This is a genomic window from Microscilla marina ATCC 23134 (assembly GCF_000169175.1).
Lineage (GTDB): Bacteria > Bacteroidota > Bacteroidia > Cytophagales > Microscillaceae > Microscilla > Microscilla marina.
Genome location: NZ_AAWS01000044.1, coordinates 47,245 through 67,201, shown reverse-complemented (window position 1 = coordinate 67,201; position 19,957 = coordinate 47,245). Strand labels below are relative to the sequence as shown.

Sequence of the window (19,957 nt, the reverse complement as noted above, 5' to 3'; positions counted from 1 at the left end):
GCTTTGATATTCCCTAAAACCAAAAAAAACAGCCCGTCTCCAGGCTGTTTTTTGTATATAATTGTTTTTGCATATACTTGTAGCTAATCGCTCTTGGCTTGTCGCTACTTGACTTGCATAACTACTACTTCAGGTCAAAGCGGTCGAGGTTCATCACTTTGTCCCAGGCAGCTACAAAGTCTTTGACAAAACGCGCTTGCGAATCGCTGCAGGCGTATACCTCGGCAATGGCGCGAAGTTCAGAGTTTGAACCAAAAATAAGGTCTACTCTGGTACCCGTCCATTTTACTTCGCCACTGGCACGGTCGCGTCCTTCAAACACCTCTTCTTTCTCTGAGGTTGCCTTCCAGGTAGTGCCCAGGTCAAGCAAGTTTACAAAGAAATCGTTGGTTAGTTTTTCGGGACGTTTGGTAAATACCCCATGTTGCGCTTGTCCAGTGTTGGCATTGAGCACGCGCATACCACCCACCAATACAGTCATTTCGGGGGCAGTCAAGGTCATCAACTGCGCCTTGTCTACCAACATCTCTTCGGCCGATACATTGTAGTTGCCTTTTATGTAATTGCGGAAACCATCTGCCCAAGGCTCAAGCACAGCAAAAGCCTCTGCATCGGTTTGCTCTTGAGAGGCATCGGCGCGCCCTGGGGTGAAAGGAACAGTGACTTCGTGTCCGGCATCTTTGGCGGCTTGCTCAATAGCAGCACATCCACCCAATACAATCAGGTCGGCTAGAGATACATCTTTCGCAAAATCTTTTTGGATGCTTTCCAGTTTGGTCACCACAATGTCAAGGTTGGCTGGGTTGTTTGCTTCCCAGTTTCTTTGAGGACTCAAGCGTACGCGTGCTCCGTTGGCACCTCCGCGTTTGTCAGACCCACGGAAAGTAGATGCTGATGCCCAGGCGGCTCCTACCAGTTGAGCTACCGACAGCCCTGAAGCTAAAATTTTACCTTTCAAAGTGGCCACATCTGCCTCGTTGATCAACTCGTGATTAACGGCTGGAATCGGGTCTTGCCATAGCAAATCTTCTTGGGGCACCTCTGGTCCCAAATAACGAGACTTGGGTCCCATGTCGCGGTGGGTAAGCTTAAACCAGGCACGGGCAAAAGCATCGGCAAACTGGTCAGGGTTTTCGTGGAAACGACGCGAAATTTTTTCATACGCAGGGTCCATTCTTAGGGCAAGGTCGGTGGTGAGCATAAAAGGTGCATGCTTTTTGGCTGGGTCGTGGGCATCGGGCACCAAACCAGCTCCAGCACCCCCTTTGGGCTGCCACTGATGAGCCCCCGCAGGGCTTTTGGTTAGCTCCCACTCATAGCCAAACAGGTTTTCAAAAAAGTTGTTACTCCATTGCGTAGGCGTGGTAGTCCAGGCGCCTTCCAGTCCACTGGTAATGGTGTCGCCACCTTTACCACTGCCAAAAGAGTTAGTCCAACCCATTCCTTGCTCGGCAATGCCTGCGGCGGCGGGTTCTGCTCCTACATGCTTGGCGTCTCCGGCACCGTGGGTTTTACCAAAGGTATGTCCTCCGGCAATCAAAGCCACGGTTTCTTCATCGTTCATTGCCATTCGTCCAAACGTTTCGCGGATGTCTTTAGCAGCAGCCAATGGGTCAGGGTTACCATTCGGTCCTTCAGGGTTTACATAAATAAGCCCCATTTGTACTGCACCCAATGGGTTCTCCAGTTCACGGTCGCCTTCGTAACGTTTGTCATCGAGCCACTCATTTTCGGGTCCCCAGTACACATCTTCTTCAGGTTCCCACATGTCTTCGCGTCCTCCGGCAAAACCAAAGGTCTCAAAACCCATAGACTCAAGGGCGCAGTTTCCAGCAAGGATCATTAAGTCTGCCCAGGAAAGTTTTCTGCCATACTTTTGTTTTACAGGCCAAAGCAACAAGCGGGCTTTGTCAAGGTTGGTATTATCAGGCCAGCTATTGAGCGGAGCAAATCGCTGCATACCTGTTCCTCCTCCTCCACGACCATCGGCAATACGGTAAGTACCCGCACTGTGCCAAGCCATACGTATAAAGAGCGGTCCATAATGTCCATAATCAGCAGGCCACCAATCCTGAGAGTCAGTCATCAAATCTATGATGTCTTTTTTTACTGCAGCAAGGTCAAGGCTTTTAAATTCTTCGGCATAATTGAAGTCTTCGTCCATTGGGTTAGACAAAGCAGAGTTTTGACGTAGAATATTTAACTTTAGTTGGTTAGGCCACCAGTCGTGGTTTCTTGTTCCCCCACCTGCGGTTTGATTGAGCGAACCGTTTAAGAATGGGCATTTGGCTTCGTCGCCAGAAATAGTTCCGTTATTATTCATAATGCGATTGGTTTTGTTTTTTTTGATCTTGTTGGGAGTGAATTTAAGAAAATAAAGGAGGAATTCATGAAATTAGCTATCTATTTAAATTATTTTGCAATAGATAATATCTATAAGCAGTACTAAAATCATTGATGAAATCGTTTGGGGTATATTTTGATCTTTTCGTTGGCTATTGATTTTCAAAGAAGAAACTGAACTTGCCTATGGCTAGTACCTTACCCTCTAAGTAAATGCACCATTTATTTTGGATAAGATTTGTTCTCTGACGAACTTCAAAAATTGAGCGTAGCCATAGCTACGCTCAATTTTTGAAGTAAAGTCAGGGGGCAAATATCGCCGAAATAATGTATCAGGTATTTAGAGGTTGAGGTACTAGGCTCATTTTTAGTACTGCGAGTTACTTTACTATGTCAATAAATACAACCTTTATCAGAAACAATAATATGTGACAGCAATTATTCTACACTTACCATTGCTTCACTACAGCCTTGATTCACAAATATGTGGTTTATTAAAGAAAGGGTTAAATCATATAAACTGGCATTGGGGCAGCACGTTGCTACGAAAAAAAACAGCCATAAAAAAGGGCTGAGTACTATTTTTTATATAAAAAACGCTTAACTTATAGCTTTATCAAGGGTTTGGTTTTCTTATTTAAAATATGAGCATTGTGTTCTAAAGCATCTCAAAAAGAACTTTGTCAAAATCTTGGACTCTAAAGTGTAAAAACAAATTATGTACTCTACCCAGTTTTTAACTTCGTTGAGAGCTGATCGAAACCTTGAAAAGCACCGTTCCCAAGCTCTGTGAAGGAGCGATTTAGCTTTGCTGAGCACCGACTTCATCGGTATCTAAGGACTCGTAAACCCGGTTGTGGAGACACAAACCGAGGCGAAAAAATAGTAGGGTAGAGTCCAAATCATGAACAAGTTCTTATAGAAAAACCATTGCTTCACAAGGGCAAAAACTACATTGATTGTAAAATAAGTAGATATAAAAAATGAAAATAAAGGTAAAGCGGGAAGAAAATGAAATATCGCAAAAGAGAAGCATTTTCGATAGAGAGAGACAGAAAAATAAAAATGCGCTAAATACTGTACAACCCAACCATAACATTAAGCCTGTTGTCAGTGACAAAACTGTTCAAGCAATATATGCCAAATATACCAAAGGAAGTACCTTTCCTTATGCCAAGCCCCCACATAACAAGCCACGTATATCTAAAAACACCTCAAAAAAACAAGAGAAAAAGAAGAAGCATGGGTTAGTGGCTGTTGCCGAACCTGAAGAATTCAAAAAAGCCATTACTTATCTAAAGCAATCTCCTACTGCCACTAAGGTAATTAACTACCTGGAAAACTTAAAGGTGATTACAAAAGTGCAAACTAGCGACTCATCTAGGTTTGATTTGTCAAAAACAGAACAAGTGCAGGGCGAAAACTTGATTCGATGGTATTCACATACAGGCTTGGTCGTAAGTGATGCCAAAGGTTTTAAAGACCGTAGTAAAAAACGCGTTGATAGAACACTTAAAACCCTGGGCTATCAATCGCCAGCCCTAGGACTCATTCACGAAATGACACATGCGGCTATTGAGCATGGTTACCTTGAGACTTATGGCTTGACTTTAGAAGAAAATGTTGATAAAGACAAACACGATAGTGCTGAGCACAAATTTATTGTAGCCCTGGAATGGCAGGTCATTGATGAGTTGAAGAAAGCAGACAAGAATAACAAAGAAACCAAAAGGGAATACTATAATTCAGCCTCTAGTCATATATTAATGAAAGATGGTCCTACTTCGGCCGATAGCCCAATTAAACATATCTTAGATCTTCATTCTAGAGATGAGCACCTAAGGTTGATAAAGGTTTTTGAGGAGCGAAAAGAAGCACACAAAAAATTATACGAATCAAACAAAAACTAAACATGAAACATATTGACTTTACCCTGCGCCACTTTCTGGCTTTGTGTAGTATACTTTCATTATTATTGCTTGCCCCCACCTTGGGCTATGCTATCCCAAAAATAAAAAAAATAGATATTTATGTAATAAATAAGCTAAATAAATTTTCGGTAGCTCCTACCGAAGATAAGTTAACAAGACCTGGTCTACATACCCAGTATACCCTGGTAAACGAAAAACATTTTGGACCTTTTCAAAAAATAATTGAACAAGTACCTGATAGTATCAAAGCAAAAAAAAGATTTCTTTATGGCATCACAAAATTAGTAGCCCAGGTGTTTTACACCGATGGTACGTCTGTTTCGCTTGGGACATATATTACGCTACGCTACAATGGACATTATACTAATATAGCCTCTCAGGAGTTTATAAATGCCTTGAAGCCATTTATCTCTCCTACATTGAACTGGCACTCTGAAAAACTTAATCAGGAATACCTTCATTATGGAAGTAGGTTTGATGGATTTATTGTGAGGTTTTCGGAGAAAGCAAAGCAATTTATCAATACCAAAAAACTGCGTCAACAATACTTCAGTCCTCAAGAATATAAACAAGCTTTTGAACCTTTTAATGACGAGATGTTGTTGGGTATCGACTGGCGAAAAAGAAAAGTAGTATCCATTAGTTTTTCCTCACAGGATGAGCCTCATATCCAACAAGGTGAAATGCCTTTGGCTTTGTATAAAAAGTATAAGAAAATCATACTTGAGCAATTGACAGTCAAAGAAGTGCTCAACTTATATCACATCCAAAGCGATATAATTTATAAGGCAGTATTTTATAAGTAGGAAAAAAACTACCCCTATAGTCTAAAGTTAGTATCAATAGGGGTAGTTTTTTGATTGGGTGTCTATAAGAGTATGTTTAAAAATCATAATCTGGGCTAAAAAAGTGATTTTTACGCGCTGACTTCGTTAATTTTTGCGTCAATAGCTAAAGCTATTAGCTTAAAAATATATCTCGCCAGCACAAAAAACTCATCATTTTTAACTCCGAAGACACGCTTTAAACATACTCTAAGTATTAACGGTCAAACAGCACGCGTTCGCCTTTTTTCGATTCGTCAAACTTGCCTTCGGCATAAGCCAAATGCCCTGATACTATAGTATGGGTAATGTCTGAATGGAACCCTTGCCCTTCAAGTGGCGACCAACCCGCCTTGTATACAATGTCTTCTTTTTTGACGGTAGTGGTTTTGTTCAGGTCTACCAGCACCAGGTCAGCCCAATAGCCCTCGCGAATGTAACCGCGTTTTTCTACCTCAAAACAGATGGCAGGAGTATGCGCCATTTTTTCTACTACTTTCTCCAGGGTTAGCCTGCCTTCGCGTGCCATCTCAAGCATCATTTGCAATGAAAACTGCACCAGTGGCAGTCCTGCGGGCGCTTTCCAGTAATGGTTTTGCTTTTCTTCCCAGGTGTGGGGGGCGTGGTCGGTGGCTATAATGTCTAGGCGATCATCGTTTAATGCTTCCCATAATGCTTCACGGTTGCTTTTTTCTTTAATGGCTGGATTGCATTTCATCTGTGAGCCCAAAGCATCGTATTGGCTTGCTTCAAACCATAAGTGGTGTACGCACACTTCAGAAGTAATGCGTTTTTCTGCCAATGGAATGTCGTTGCGGAAAAGCTCTAGTTCCTTGGCAGTAGAAATATGCAAAATATGCAAACGACTATTGTGTTTTTTTGCAAGTTCTACCGCAAGGCTACTCGATTTGTAACAAGCTTCTACATCTCTTATTTCGGGGTGGGCACTCATAGGCACATCATCGCCGTATTTTTCTTTATATACTGCCGATTTAGCTCTTATGGTGGCTTCATCTTCACAATGGGTAGCTACCAATATAGGTGCCTGACTAAATATTTTTTCTAACACTTCGCGGTTGTCTACCAACATGTTGCCCGTAGAAGAACCCATAAATACTTTGATGCCACACACTTTTTTAGGGTCGGTTTTTAACACCTCTTCTATATTATCGTTAGAAGCCCCCATAAAAAATGAATAATTGGCAAGTGCCACCTCTGAAGCCCGTTGATATTTTTGCTCCAGTAGTTCCTGGGTCAATGTATTGGGTACTGTGTTGGGCATTTCCATAAAGGTAGTCGTTCCTCCTCTCACTGCGGCTTTTGCCTCGTGGTAGAGGTCTGCCTTGTGGGTAAGCCCTGGCTCACGAAAATGTACCTGGTCGTCTATCACTCCTGGTAATAAGTGTTTGCCTTTAGCATCTATGTGCAAGTCGGCTGTAGTGCCCGACAAATCTTTCCCTATTTTGTCAATCAAACCATCTTTTATCAACACATCTTTTTCTTCGGTAGTCCCTTCGTTTACTACCAGCGCATTGGTTATTAGTATAGTTTTCAATATGTTTTTGTTAAATCGTTCAACAAATAATTTGGTTGAGGAAAGTTAGAACGAAAAGCCTGAAACCACAATAGAATCAACGAAAATGTGAGGGCATCCCCCACGGTACTGCTACAATTCACAAGGTGGCTTTATAAAGTCCAATGTTTTGGCAGTTCCCCTTCAAAAAACGCTCTCCTGCCATCAAGCAGGCGTAAATTCAGGAAAATATCACCAAAAAACTACATTACTTTTTATCTTTGCAAAAGTAACCTCCTCACCTCATACTTTTACTTTTATGTCACAGGCCATTTACCATCAAGACCTAACCACTCTGATTAAATATGAAAAGATATTGCCCAATCATTTATCTTTACTCAAAGAGATTGCCGCTTGCTACAGTAATATAGGAATGTATAAACTGGCGGTTAATTACCATAAAAAAGTAGCCAAGGTTGCCCCCAACGATATAGAGAATGTACTGCTGATGGCTTTGGCATATTACCACAACAATCAGTTTTCGAAGGCACTCAAACATTTTTTAGTAACAGATAAGCACCAGTGCCTCAACAACATACACCTTGCGTTTGCCGGGTATTGCTACCAAGACACCAACAACTACAAAGCGGCACTCACATACCACCTCAGGGCATTTAAGGCATTGCCTACAGATGTGTGGAACCTGGGGCATATTGGTTACTGTCTGCAATGGCTCGAAGACTTTGACCAAGCAATGGAATACTATAAAATAGCTGAAAAACTCAACCCAAATGAAGATGTAGTTTTGATGAATATTGGATGGATCAATCTGGTGAAGGGCAACCTGAAAGAGGCTGATACATATATCAAAAAAGCCCACCAACTTGCTCCTTATGATGCCCATACATTGATGAACCTGGGGCATATTTGTATGATTAAACAACAGCCTGACAAAGCACACCATTATTATAAGGAAAGTATCTTAGGGTTTAGCAACAAAGAGGAGTTCGTTCAACTGATGCGCGAAGATTTGCCTTATCTTACCCAATACCGCCTTGACGAAGAAGCCATAGAAAAAGTGAACAGTCAAATGATTAAGCATTACGAGCAAAACAATTAAAAATTTCTTGGTATAAAACCCAACAAACCAGCGTAAATTATCGTGAATTTATAGTGAGGGTCTTACATACTTCATACTATCTCAAAACACTATATAAATCTACTACTCCAACAAGGCACGTTATTCCTAAACTAAAGACCTTTCTTTATAGTTTTATTTACAGAAATCAGGCAAAAAAGTAAAAAAATACTCGGATTTAAGAAAAACTACTTGATGTAAAGAACTCATCAAATGACGTTTTTTTTCAGATATATCCTGTTGTATTTTTGCATTATTATTTTTTTATCAAAACAAGCCTCACAGGTTCTTTTGGTTAACCAGAAATCGTTCATTTTAACAAACAATTTTGCCCATGTCTACCGTGCAGTTTAAACAAGAACTTTCTCAATTGCTCCCTTATGAGGAACTGCTTCCCTCTCACTTTGAGCTATTGCACACGATTGGGGTTTGTTACTATCACCGTTATGACTACCGCAAGGCCATTACTTACTTTAAAAAAGCTGAAAAAACTGCTCACGACAAAAAACTGGATTTCAAGAAGTTAGGCTATGCCTATCAACAAATAAAACAACACAAAAAAGCCATTGATTGCTTTAGAAAGGTAGAACCTGAATACCCTGAAGACAGTTGGCTGATCCGCCGTATGGCAATGGCTTACCAAGGTGCCCGACAATACAAAAAATCTATTGCTTATTTTATTAAACTTGACCAGCTCAAGCCCAACGATACCTATGTGCTGGATAGCATAGGCTGGAACTACCAACAACTCAACGATTACACATCGGCACTGAAGTATCACCTGAATGTATATAAGGTAGACAACAAAGATCCGTGGAACCTTGACAACATTGGGTATTGTTATATGAGCATCAAAAGTTACAAAAAAGCGATGACATTTTATGCCCAGTCACTGGCAGTAGACTCAAGCAATGCCTGGACAATCAGACAAATAGGTTGGGTACACTTTGTGTGTGGCAACCTCAAAAATGCATTAAATGCTTATCGCAAATCTTATAAAGTTGACCGAAAAGCAAGCCCTCAATCTCTTATGAACACCGGGCATGTATACTATTGTAGTGGGCAAAAAAAACAAGCAAGAGAATATTATAGACGTAGCTTTGAAGCTTTTGAAAATAAAGAACGTTTTTTTGCTGATATGGACAATGACTACCCAATGCTTTTGCAGTATATACAACTACCCACCAAGGAATTTGATGCCCTAAAAGAAAAAATAACCACGATGTAGAATATGGCGCTAAAAAACGCCAACTTTTCGAAACATTCTTTAGTTTAAAATACTGGAACGAAGCTTGAATACAAGCTCACCAAGCCATTTGGTGTGTTTTATTGCCTAAAAGTTACCCGGATAAACAGCCATATTACCACCATAAAGCAATTAATTAGTTTAATCATTCAATTTCAAAACGGTTATTGATGGGATTTTTATAAAAAGGATATAATTTAGCGATTCAAATCAAACGCATCAATGTCTAAGGCAACGTATAAAATAGAAATTAAAGCCCTGCTCGTGTATGCCGAAATACTTCCTTACCATCCCTATGTTTTCAGGTCATTGGGAAGCTATTACAAAGAGTTATACCAACACAAAGAAGCACTCACGCACTTGCTAAAGGCAGAGGAGTTAGGTATACGAACTGTTGACAACCTCAAAGATATAGCACATTGCTACCGAAGGGTGGATAACTTTTCTAAAGCGCTCGAATATTACCTTGCATCTGAGCAAAAGCAACCCCTTGATGTGTGGGAGGTACAAGATGTTGCCTATTGTTACCGTCAATTATCAGATTTTAAAAAGTCTATGGAGTATTATCAGAAAGCTGCCGTACTCAAACCCAATGACTCATGGATTTTAGATAATATTGGCTGGTGCTACCAAAAGTTTGATGATTATGCGAACGCCCTGGAACACCACCTGAAAGCCTACCAACTGGCAAACAAAGACTCTTGGACTTTACGAAATATAGGGTTTTGTCACCAAAAACTGCTTCAATACAAAGAAGCCATTACCTATTATGAAATGTCGCTACAACAAGAACCCAACAATGCATTTACATTGCGTAAAATAGGTTGGTGCTATGTGGTAGAAGGTAAATTTGACAAGGCACGCAAGGCATTAAACCAAGCCATTGACGCTGAGCCCGAAAATGATATGAACTGTTATGCCTGGATGAACCTGGGGCATACTTATTGGCAGGGCGCTCACCTACACCTGATCCGGGACTGCTACCAGAAAAGTGTGTTGATATACTCTCCCAATGACTTTATCAACGATATGAACGCCGATTATGAGCGCATTGCCAAACATACCAATGTATCGCTTGAAACTTATAATCAAATGCGTGACGAGGTGGTTGATTGGAAAAAACAGCAAGCAGATTCTTGAGAATTACGAGTTTTTTCAATTACGAATTGGTTAATTACGAATTACGAATGGGTCAATTACGAATGAGCACGAGGCGATGCTTAAAACTATGGTCTACCGACTTTTAACTACCGATTTCATAAGTATCCTGTTTATCAGCACTTTAATTTTATATTTTTTCTAGTTTCAAGCCCATTTTTCGGGCTTGTCTTTCTAAGGCTTTGAGTTTTCGTTTTCTGTTTTGCTCTTGATATTCCTCTGCTGTTTTTCCCCGATATGGTGTTTTGTATTTCATCATATTGTAAAAAATAGTAGCTAGTTTTCGGGCAACTGCCTGAACAGCAATCCCTGAACCTTTTCTAAGACTTAGGTTCCGATATAAGGCTCCCAAGTGACATTTGCTATTATTGAGCCCCCAAGCAGCTAATTTAAATGCTTGATGTATCCGACTGTTATTCATATTTTTAAAATGCCCCAAGAGTTTATCTCCTGATATTTTTCTTCTGGGTGCAAGCCCTGCCCAACTCGTGAAATGTTTAGCATTTTTCCAATGACTCATATCAATTCCTGTTTCTGCTAAAATGTTGATAATCGTATTTTCTGAAAAACCATCTACTTCTGTTAAATCGACCCCAGTAATATCTTTGAGATAAGAAGCAGAATCAAATGAATATTCATTCTTCCTCTTTGTTTTTTTTTTACTCGGCTTTGCCAATCTTCCTTTGCCACAATTTCTCCTGTATCCCATTTATGGAGTATTTGCTCTATTTCTGTCTCACATTCATTGATTTGTTTCAGGACAAAATCATAGGCACTAAGCGCTTGTTGGAGAGAAAATAAGTGCGCTTTACGAAAGTTCCCTTCAAGTGATAAAGTAAACTCTTCTTTGGTGGCTTTGAGTGTTTTATTATGAAGTTTTGCCAGTTCTACACTGGAGTGCTCTCCTGCTGCAATAGCACGAATAACCTTCATTCCTAGTTTACCTTCAATATCTGAAATCACATTCTGTATTTTGACATTCATCAGCTGCAAGGCTTTACCTACATGTTGCATGTGTTGCACTTTTTGCTTGGTCAATTGTTGCCGCTGGCGTACATAGGTGCGAAACTCTCTGACATCCTGTGTAGGAATAAAAGAAGCAGGCAATAATCCATAACTATGTAATGTATGTATCCAACTACAATCAGAAACATCACTTTTGCGTCCACTTACATTTTTAGGATAACGAGCGTTTACTAAGACCACATCAAAACCTCTGTCCTCAAGAATTTCATATAAACTTTGCCAATATATACCTGTGGCTTCCATTGCCACACTTTCTATCCCCAGTTCACTAAACCAATCTGCCATGCGATGCAAGTCTGCGGTAAAAGCACCAAAGTTTCTGATGTTATCTTTTGTCAGGTGTGGTGAAACAGCTGTATAATGTATATTGTTTGCAATATCTACCCCGGCCACTTTTAACCTAACCTTGGTTAGCTCATCAGACAAATTCACCTTTTTAGAGGCTTTGCTACTTTTTATTTTAGTCTCCGATTTTTTCATCACAGATTAATGCACTAAATTGAACCTTTATTGAGTAAAAAGAGGGTTTGACAATAGGTTATATACATGTAATATTCTTTTAAGCGGGGTAAAGTCTCTGTCAAGACTTTCCACCATTAGGGGAATCATTGAACCTATTTGCACCAAGCTTTTAAGCGAGCTTTAAAGCATCACTGCACTAACGGTGTCTGACAAACCCTCTTCTTTACAAATATCTATACTATTTGAAGTAATCAAATAATACTGCAACTTAATAAGCTACTTGTCTTGGCTATACGAATCCTTAGGTAGTTGCCTGGGGAACAGGCAAACCTGTCGGGGCTTTTAACTACGCTTTTTGTAAGCTGCTGAAAATCAACGTGATACAAAAGTGTAGTTACCTGTGGAACAGGGTCTAGCTTGCGACTTGTCGCTTGAAGCTTGCCCCCTGTCGGGGCTTTTAACTACACTTTTTGTAAGATACTGAAAATCAACGTGATACAAAAGTGTAGTTACCTGTGGAACAGGGTCTAGCTTGCGACTTGTCGCTTGAAGCTTGCCCCCTGTCGGGGCTTTTAACTAATAAATTTATAACACACTGAAAACAAGTATACTATGGGTTTGTTAGTTGTCTATGGAACATGGTGTAGCACCGAATAGCGAATGGCTTCGCCCAATTCGTAATTCGTAATTCGTAATTCTCAAATTCGTAATTACTAATGTTCGCAAAGCGATGCTTAAACTATTAACTACCTTCAATGATTAAAATACACCACTTTAGATAAATCCTTATGATGAGTGAGCTTAGAGATGGTGCCGTAGTGCAAATCTAACCTAAAGGCGTTTTTTAGGGGAATGTCTAACACATGGCAAAGCAAGGTACGAATAACCCCGCTATGGGTGCTCACAATCACCTTTTCGGCATTGGTTTGTAGCAAATCGTCCCAAAAGCTCACTACTCTGGTATGCACATCCAAAAAACATTCGCCTTCGGGCACCCTATAATTTACAAAATCATTCATCCACGGGGCAAGCGTTTCTTGAGGTATATCGTTCCAGGCAGTTTGTTCCCACACCCCAAAATTCATTTCCATCAATCTATCGTCTACCTTCAGCTCATTGCCCAAAGTTGCTGCCAAATCGGTGGCAAGTAGGTGACAACGCTTAAGCGGGCTGGTATATACAGGGGTTTGCGCGTTGTATTGCCCTTGCAAAAAACCTTTGATTCGATTTCTTTCGCTGGGATAAGCGTCAATTACATCCAAATCGGCTTGCCCATAAGCAATGCCTTTGGCTATTTTGGGAGTGGTGTGTCGCACCAACCAGATTTCTTTCATAGGTTTTAGTTTCGGCTACAATATGAAAGAAATTCACACAAAAACCAATCAATTCTCTTCATACCAAAAGCTAACGGGTTGATACAGTGTATAAACATTGTAGAACAAAGGCAGTTTGTTTTTTACCAAATCATAGCGAATAAAGGCAAAGTCATAAATATTATCCATCGATAGCATTTGTTCTCCATTGTCTTTTACACTGCCATCGGGTTGGTAAATAAACTCTCGAAAAGTGAGCTTGTCTTTATAAATATACCCTTTGACACAACACCCCTCAGTGTTGTATAGTCTCAAAGTGTCTTGCGTCCACCTATTGTCTTTTACTTGCCCCTCAAACACCAATTGTTTTTTGAGGTTAAACAATTGTAACTTACCTTGTATTTTGCCTTTGCTTACTGGTACTCGTGCCTTGAGTTTTTTAAAAGGATAATTTTGCCAATAGCTCCCTTCTTGCAAACCTTTCTTAAATCGTATATCTACTTTAGGGTAATGCAGTTTCATACGCTCCAATATATTATTTTTAAAATAAAGCGAGTCTACTACATCGTCTTGCAAACCCTTATAGCCCTTGGCGAGCCCCTTTAGTTTGCCGTTTTTCATCATACCCCGAAAAAGCGTGGTCACTTCATCCATCGAATAAAAATAACAAGGACCTTGCAATACACCGTTTTCGTAATGTACTAACTCATAGCGATTCCAAGTAGTGTTTGTTGCCAGCCAATCTCCATGACGCTTGCCTTGGTCATTGTATTGGTTGTGTGTAGTAGATGATACCATACCTACTGGAGTATTCGCACAATAAGCCGTAGAGTTAGGTATATGCTCTTTGTCGTCAAAACTCAAAGGCTTTATTTTTTTAAGACTACCATCGGTACGATAGGTGATTTTTTGCTTGTACAAACCATCACGATTAGGCAAATAGGCAACTTTAAGCCTACCTCGTTTATATATTTTAGTGGTATCTTGCTCTATTCCATTTTTTAACTGCGCCTTGAGCTTCAGCCTTCCCTTTTTGTCCCACTCTTGATACTTCCCTTCCAGGCTATTTTTGTCAAACCTTCCTTGTATTGACACCTGCCCATTTGGGTAATAATAAGCAAATTTCCCATGACGTATTGAAATTTCTACCCAATACCCATAACGCCTCTTAAGCCGCCCATTGGCATAATACTTATAAATGGCTTTCAAATCACCGTGTTCCCACTCCCATATAATATTGGCAGGTTTTCCCTTTTCATCGTAAAGAACTGCCCTGCCATGATACTTGTTGTTTTTTATAGGAGCTATAGCTGCTAGATACTTTTCACCTCTCTTCGTAAACTTATACTGTTTTACTTGAAAAAGGACATCTTTATAAAAATACTCCTCAATATACACCCCAAAATTTGCCTCCATTTCGCCTTTCACTAAAGTATCCCTTTTTTGGGTGACTTTTGCTTGGGCAGAAGAAGAAAGGCTATAAAAACAATTTATCAACAGAAAAATAAATAAGTATATTTTGTTATCATTTTTTAATTCTAACATTTAGCCTAATTTGATTCGAACCTACCAATATCTTGGATTTTATAATTAAATGTCCAGTAAACTTATTATTACCACCACCAGGGTTTGTATGACTTTGAGTATAAATTGACAAATCCTGTACACCGTCTAAATCTGCTGAATTTACCTTAAAAGTACTCTCCTGTCCTGGCAGTGCCACCACATAATTGTTACCACTGCCATCAAACAGTAAGTCTTTAATTCCGTTGGTATTAGAGTCAGCATCAAATCGTCCAGATCTCAAGCTTACACGTATAGGATCACTTCCTACTGCAACCTTTATTTTTGCTTCAATACTTGTTCCTACCCCCCTAATGGTTGCGTTTTTTACTGCCGTAATTACACTATCATCAATTCTATCTAAAAATACCTTTTCTTCATATGGTTTAAGAAAAGGTTTGGTATGCGTCACCGTATTATTATAAGGCCGCCCTGTAGTCATCGATTTTTTATCATTTTCAGGTTTACCCTGCCCCTTATTTTTCGCTACCTGTCTTGCCCCTTCGTTAGAACTTTTAGCCAAATAGCCAGCTTTCTTAAGGCTTCTTATAACAACATCATATCCTTCTTTATCTTTTTTTGCAAACAATTAATTAATATAATTAACTTCACCATAATAAGCCTTTTTAATAAAACTAAGCTCTCTTGCTTGGTCAGCAGGTAATTTAAACTTTTTCATCACTCGCCTTTTTTGTCGATCATATTTTTTTTTCAGCTGTCGTAAAAGCTTTCTCTGTTTCCTTTTCAACCCATCACCTAATCATTTCCTCTTCTTCACGTTGTAAGAACATACTACGTTCATCACCCATGAGCACTGGAGCCTTTGGTTTCTTCTTTTTTGTAGTATTTAGAGCTTGCCTTCTTTGTACAACCGTCTGTTGTGCCAAATAATCGTTTTCCTTAGAATTTAAACGAGTATACATATTCTTTATAGTATAGTGTTAAGATAATTGTAAAAAAACTTCCTCTGACGAATCAACTTCGACCAAAAACATAAAATAGTCCATGGCTATTACTAACCCACCTGCCCACATAGGTTCATAGGGGGCTACTGCTGACAGGGCAACCACTTCATTTGTGAATAGCACACTTTCTTGTTTCATCCAGCGCAAATGGGCAAGCCGAGTAGAAAGATTATGCACCCCACTCAAGAACAGAAAAGTAGTTCCTGACGGAAAAACACCATCATAATGACCTCCCTTGATTAAACCGTGATTAGTAGATAAATCATCATAATACTTTCCCAGTTTTGACTCAAAAAAGTCAGGCTCAATATGTGCAGTCAGGCTCATTATCAATAATAAACGGTCGTAGAAACTCAGTTTATTTTTATACACAAACTGGGCATAAGAAGAGTCATTTGGCAAAAGCTGGGGGGAGGGTAATTGAGTAATATCTCGGACTTCGTAAAAGTTCTTCCAATATAAATTACGTTCAACAGTATCTATATAGTCTTGAATATTTTTGGCTTGATTTTGAGGTAATTGACTTACTAAGTTCTTAAGGGACTCTAGGTTCATCTCAGGGTTAAAACCCTCTGGAATATCAGTAAAACAACGAGGTAACCAACCCTTTACCTGACTTTGATAAACTGCTACTTTGTTATTGGGTTTTATCACTCTACAAGGCATATCTACCAACACCCAGTCTTTTTGTGCCTCTAGCAATTTACCTAACAGCGTACCTTCTTTAATGGCACATAAATGGCCTTGCTCCAAGACAAAACTTACTGTATCTGGTTGTTCACATAAAGTAATATACCAAGCAGTTTGCCCATCTTTATTTTCAGCCAATGTAAGCCCTTGTTCTGGATAAATTGACTGCTTATCTTTATTAGCAATAACCCCAAATTGAATAGAAGGCACATTTATTATTTTAGAAGAAAGATTATTTTGAAAATCCCGCTGGACTTGAATTACTTCCTCCAGCCATTCTAACTCTTTCTTTAGGTTTTGCTGATTGGGTGTTAACATCATTACTTGTAGTAATAGTAGAATATTTCTAATTTTTCTTCTATTAAGATAGTGCTTTTTAGATGATCAGCAAAAGATACCACGTGTTTTTTGGCTATGGTCAAATACCTACCCCACAAACCTCCTCACTACCAACTTTACCGCCCCTACATAGCCTTGTCCAAATAAGTTGACATGCACCAAGGTAGGATACAAATTATACAAATCTACCCTTTGGCTATAGCCAGGCTCCAAGGGGAAAGTCTGATGGTATGCTTCATAAAAACTTGAGTCAAATCGCCCAAACATCTCAGTAAAAGCAAGCTCTGCTTCGCGCAAACCATAATACACTGCGGGGTCTATCAAAGTCACCACCCCTTCGGCATTGTTCATTACATTGCCCGACCACAAATCGCCGTGCAAAAGGGCGGGTGCCTCGTGGGGCAATAGCTTAGGTAATTTGTCATAAAGCCTGTCTAACTGGCTACACAATGCCTGATCAATTTGCCTGGTATCATACGCCAGCTTGGTTTGTTGCCTGAGCCTATGCTCTATAAAAAACTCCACGCCATTTTTGGTCAATGTATTAGGCTGAGGCAATTTGCCTATATAGTTGTCGTGGTTAAGTCCAAATTGTGGTGCCGAGTGCCGATGCAAAGCTGCCAGTGAACGCCCAAAGTCTGCCCAAAAATCAGGAATACGTTGACGTGCATCAATCAATTCCAGTAATAAAAAATCTTGCCCAATGCCCAACACTTTGGGCAGGGCAATCGCCTCGGTTTTACGCAAAAGCTCCAGCCCCTGGGCTTCTTTGGCAAACATATCGGCGGGGGTTTGGGCATTGTATTTCAGAAAAAAACTACCTTCTACTGTGTGCAATGCCACCGCCTGATTGATACTACCCCCACTCAACGTTTGGTAATTATTAACCTTTAAAGATTTGCTCAGGCTCTGCGAGAGGACTTGTTCAAAAAAAATAGTTGATTGATTAGTCATTACGCTTCTTGCTGAATAAAGGCCAAAAAAGCTTGGTTCGACCGCTTCAAAACCTGGTACACGTTCTCGAAACCATCAATGCCTCCATAATAAGGATCGGGCACCTCTCCCCCCTTCTCTTGCTCATCAAAGTCGCGCATGAGCATCACCTTCGCCTTGATACTTTCGGGCTCTTGAGTCAACTGCATAATATTTCTGTAATTCGATTGGTCCATTGCCAGCACATAATCAAACTCGTGCAAATCTTGTGCTTCTACCTGGCGCGCCCTACTGGTAAGTTCTATGCCGTGTTTGCGGGCAGTGTCACGCATGCGCGAATCGGGCAACTCACCTGTGTGATAAGCCGCTGTGCCTGCCGACTCACAATAAATTTGGTCGCTGAGGTCATGTTGTTTTAGCAGATCAATAAAAACACCTTCTGCCATCGGTGATCGGCATATATTGCCCAAGCATACAAATAATACTTTTGTCATCATAAGGTTGGTTATTTTTCTGGCAAAATAGTATCAATGTACGCTGTACCCCAAATGTTGGGGAGGTTTATTTATGGTTTGTTAGTCGATGGTCGATGGCTTCTACAGCCTCAAGTCCTTAGATGCCGATGAATATCGGTGCTATTAGCCTTTAGCGTTAGTTTTTGAATCGTGCTGTTAACCCTTGTGGGTAATTTCACCTTAAAAAGTTACCATAATGGTAACTTTTTAATATATTTGTGTAATCAATCATAATTATAACAACAGTGAGAGTTATTGCAAGAAGAACATTAAGGGAGTTCTGGGAAAGCCACGCAGATAGTGAAGAAGCACTTAAATCGTGGTATCACGAAGCAGAAAAAGCTAATTGGGAAACCCCTAACGATATCAAACGGGAGTATCCCAGTGCTAGTATCCTAGTAGATAATCGCTTTGTATTTAATATTAAAGGTAATCATTATAGGCTGATTGTGCGGATTAACTTTGAAGTTAAAATAATTTGGATTCGTTTTATTGGTACTCATGCTGAATATGACAAAGTAAATGCAGATACGGTTTAATTGTGAATATCAACATCACTAAATATGCATAGTCTTTTATCATAAGGAGTTTACACCCCAAAACCTAATACAAATAACCTGTGCAGCACACATCCACTAAAACAAGGATTGAAACTTAAACTTAGGTCACTATTTGTACTAGTAAAATACTGCTGATATGTGACACGCTGTATTTTCCCCGAAACCTAATATCCCTTTACAACAAGGAGTAAGACATTGCTAAAAAAGATATTAAACTTGTACAAAAACCTACAAGATATAAATCCATTAAAACAAGGATTGAAACGTTAAATCAATATGAATCTTAAAGTAATAAAAACCGAAACAGAATATAACCAAGCATTAGAAAGATTAGAAGAAATTTTTGATGCTAAACCTGGAACTGCTGAAGGTGATGAGCTGGAGGTACTATCTATTTTGATAGATAAATATGAAAGCGAACATCATGCAATTGACTTGCCTAACCCTATAGAAGCCATCAAGTTTAGAATGGAACAATTAGGGCTTCAACAAAAAGATTTGGTCGAAATCATTGGCTTTAAAAGCAGGGTAAGTGAAGTAATGAATTATAAACGAAAGCTTACTTTAGAGATGATTAGATCAATTCACAAGAGTTTAAGTATTCCCACCAGTGTATTGATACAGGAATATTAAACCTACTGACCTAAGTCATTTACAAGGTTTCGAACGGCATTGCTTAGGTCGCCCTGCGGTAAGATAGTCCATTGTGGCTACAATGCTGCTTTCTTGAGCCTTGGTTTGCTGAAAGTGGGTACTTTAGTCGATAGCTTCTACAGCCTAAAGCTATTAGCCTTTAGCCATTAGCTTTAGGCTGGTTTGCAAGTATGCTACTGATTTTTAATGGTTTATAAAATCGGTAGACGGAAGTCTATTGTGACTACGGGATGGTAAATTTGGTAGGAAAGTCAAGCGACCACTTTAGGGCAATTGCTCCTCTTTTTAGTCAACAAATTATAAGCACTGGCAACCTTACCCCTGCCAAAACCCTTTCTGTGTTTCAAGTAAATGGCGACGTTGATAACCTGGTACCTGTCAATGGAGGTACTTCTAAGGTAGGAGAGTTTTTGTCGGCTGAAAATAGTGCTTTAAACTGGGCAAAAACCTTTAATTGTAGTACTACTGCCGTCCAAACAGATTTAACCTGGAAAACCACCCAAGTAAAGTCGTACAGTTATACAAACTGTGACACCAACCATGAAGTAAGGTACATGATTGCCCTTGCTACTGGCCATGGTTTTGGAAATCAAGAAGTAGACAACCTCTTATTTAATGAAATATGGAAGTTTTTTCAACAACATTGAAACTGAAAACTGAGTAATCTGATAGGGTTGCTACATTTTTGCGGCTAATACCCAATTACCTAAACTTGACTCTGAATTGCACTTTTCCTATATCCAATGTTACCAGAAAGTTAAAATTTAACGTTTTTAGGCATTTT

Annotated in this window: 19 protein-coding genes; 8 read left to right on the top strand and 11 right to left on the bottom strand. The window is 39.7% G+C overall.

What is annotated here, in order from left to right; translation table 11 throughout:
- Nucleotides 1-124: 124 nt before the first annotated feature.
- Nucleotides 125-2,323: a catalase/peroxidase HPI gene (gene katG, locus M23134_RS28625; RefSeq protein WP_002702316.1), complete on the bottom strand. Its 2,199-nt coding sequence runs from the start codon at nt 2,321-2,323 to the stop codon at nt 125-127.
- A gap of 1,003 nt (nt 2,324-3,326) precedes the next feature.
- Between katG and M23134_RS28620 the strand changes: the two genes are divergently transcribed.
- Nucleotides 3,327-4,253, top strand: coding sequence for a hypothetical protein (locus M23134_RS28620; protein WP_002702312.1), 927 nt, complete (start codon nt 3,327-3,329; stop codon nt 4,251-4,253).
- Nucleotides 4,254-4,255: 2 nt separating this feature from the next.
- The gene (locus tag M23134_RS28615; protein WP_002702310.1) at nt 4,256-5,080 is read left to right on the top strand and encodes a hypothetical protein; all 825 of its coding nucleotides are present in this window, start codon (nt 4,256-4,258) and stop codon (nt 5,078-5,080) included.
- A 235-nt stretch (nt 5,081-5,315) separates the two neighbouring features.
- Here the strand turns inward: M23134_RS28615 and M23134_RS28610 are convergent, their stop codons facing one another.
- A complete protein-coding gene (locus M23134_RS28610) occupies nt 5,316-6,653 on the bottom strand; it encodes a dihydroorotase (protein WP_002702308.1) in 1,338 nt (445 codons plus the stop codon).
- 277 nt (nt 6,654-6,930) lie between these two features.
- Here M23134_RS28610 and M23134_RS28605 point away from each other — a divergent pair, with 277 nt between their 5' ends.
- From M23134_RS28605 to M23134_RS28595, 3 genes are all read left to right on the top strand, one after another.
- A complete protein-coding gene (locus M23134_RS28605; RefSeq protein ID WP_045114532.1) occupies nt 6,931-7,731 on the top strand; it encodes a tetratricopeptide repeat protein in 801 nt (266 codons plus the stop codon).
- 352 nt (nt 7,732-8,083) lie between these two features.
- Nucleotides 8,084-8,977: a tetratricopeptide repeat protein gene (locus M23134_RS28600; protein WP_002702300.1), complete on the top strand. Its 894-nt coding sequence runs from the start codon at nt 8,084-8,086 to the stop codon at nt 8,975-8,977.
- A 240-nt stretch (nt 8,978-9,217) separates the two neighbouring features.
- Nucleotides 9,218-10,135 carry a tetratricopeptide repeat protein gene (locus M23134_RS28595; protein WP_002702298.1) on the top strand — a complete coding sequence of 306 codons (918 nt, stop codon included), beginning with the start codon at nt 9,218-9,220 and terminating at the stop codon, nt 10,133-10,135.
- Nucleotides 10,136-10,283: 148 nt separating this feature from the next.
- Here M23134_RS28595 and M23134_RS40640 read toward each other — a convergent pair whose 3' ends face one another.
- From M23134_RS40640 to M23134_RS28560, 9 genes are all read right to left on the bottom strand, one after another.
- Nucleotides 10,284-10,829 carry a transposase gene (locus M23134_RS40640; RefSeq protein ID WP_002705974.1) on the bottom strand — a complete coding sequence of 182 codons (546 nt, stop codon included), beginning with the start codon at nt 10,827-10,829 and terminating at the stop codon, nt 10,284-10,286.
- Nucleotides 10,736-11,659 carry an IS110 family RNA-guided transposase gene (locus M23134_RS40635; protein WP_002702293.1) on the bottom strand — a complete coding sequence of 308 codons (924 nt, stop codon included), beginning with the start codon at nt 11,657-11,659 and terminating at the stop codon, nt 10,736-10,738. The genes M23134_RS40640 and M23134_RS40635 overlap by 94 nt, the downstream gene beginning before the upstream one ends.
- Before the next feature lie 734 nt (nt 11,660-12,393).
- Nucleotides 12,394-12,975: an alpha-ribazole phosphatase gene (cobC, locus tag M23134_RS28585; protein WP_002702291.1), complete on the bottom strand. Its 582-nt coding sequence runs from the start codon at nt 12,973-12,975 to the stop codon at nt 12,394-12,396.
- Between the two features lie 48 nt (nt 12,976-13,023).
- The gene (locus tag M23134_RS28580; protein ID WP_002702288.1) at nt 13,024-14,499 is read right to left on the bottom strand and encodes a toxin-antitoxin system YwqK family antitoxin; all 1,476 of its coding nucleotides are present in this window, start codon (nt 14,497-14,499) and stop codon (nt 13,024-13,026) included.
- The gene (locus tag M23134_RS28575) at nt 14,480-15,106 is read right to left on the bottom strand and encodes a hypothetical protein (RefSeq protein WP_002702285.1); all 627 of its coding nucleotides are present in this window, start codon (nt 15,104-15,106) and stop codon (nt 14,480-14,482) included. Before M23134_RS28575 ends, M23134_RS28580 begins: the two co-directional genes overlap by 20 nt.
- A 163-nt stretch (nt 15,107-15,269) precedes the next feature.
- Entirely contained in the window at nt 15,270-15,440 is a 171-nt protein-coding gene (locus M23134_RS41440) for a hypothetical protein (protein WP_002702281.1), read from the bottom strand.
- A gap of 18 nt (nt 15,441-15,458) precedes the next feature.
- Nucleotides 15,459-16,493 (bottom strand): hypothetical protein, encoded by a 1,035-nt coding sequence (locus M23134_RS28570; protein ID WP_157558696.1) that lies wholly within the window; start codon nt 16,491-16,493, stop codon nt 15,459-15,461.
- 105 nt (nt 16,494-16,598) lie between these two features.
- Nucleotides 16,599-17,465, bottom strand: coding sequence for a fructosamine kinase family protein (locus M23134_RS28565; RefSeq protein ID WP_002702277.1), 867 nt, complete (start codon nt 17,463-17,465; stop codon nt 16,599-16,601).
- The gene (locus M23134_RS28560; protein WP_232296842.1) at nt 17,465-17,941 is read right to left on the bottom strand and encodes a low molecular weight protein-tyrosine-phosphatase; all 477 of its coding nucleotides are present in this window, start codon (nt 17,939-17,941) and stop codon (nt 17,465-17,467) included. Before M23134_RS28560 ends, M23134_RS28565 begins: the two co-directional genes overlap by 1 nt.
- A 263-nt stretch (nt 17,942-18,204) precedes the next feature.
- Here M23134_RS28560 and M23134_RS28555 point away from each other — a divergent pair, with 263 nt between their 5' ends.
- The 3 genes from M23134_RS28555 to M23134_RS28545 all read left to right on the top strand — a co-directional run bounded on the left by M23134_RS28555 (nt 18,205) and on the right by M23134_RS28545 (nt 19,820).
- Nucleotides 18,205-18,498, top strand: a complete 294-nt coding sequence (locus M23134_RS28555) for a type II toxin-antitoxin system HigB family toxin (protein ID WP_045114531.1) — start codon at nt 18,205-18,207, stop codon at nt 18,496-18,498.
- A 297-nt stretch (nt 18,499-18,795) separates the two neighbouring features.
- A complete protein-coding gene (locus M23134_RS28550; protein WP_002702272.1) occupies nt 18,796-19,152 on the top strand; it encodes a helix-turn-helix domain-containing protein in 357 nt (118 codons plus the stop codon).
- A gap of 251 nt (nt 19,153-19,403) precedes the next feature.
- Entirely contained in the window at nt 19,404-19,820 is a 417-nt protein-coding gene (locus tag M23134_RS28545; protein WP_002702270.1) for a hypothetical protein, read from the top strand.
- The last annotated feature ends 137 nt before the right edge of the window (nt 19,821-19,957 follow it).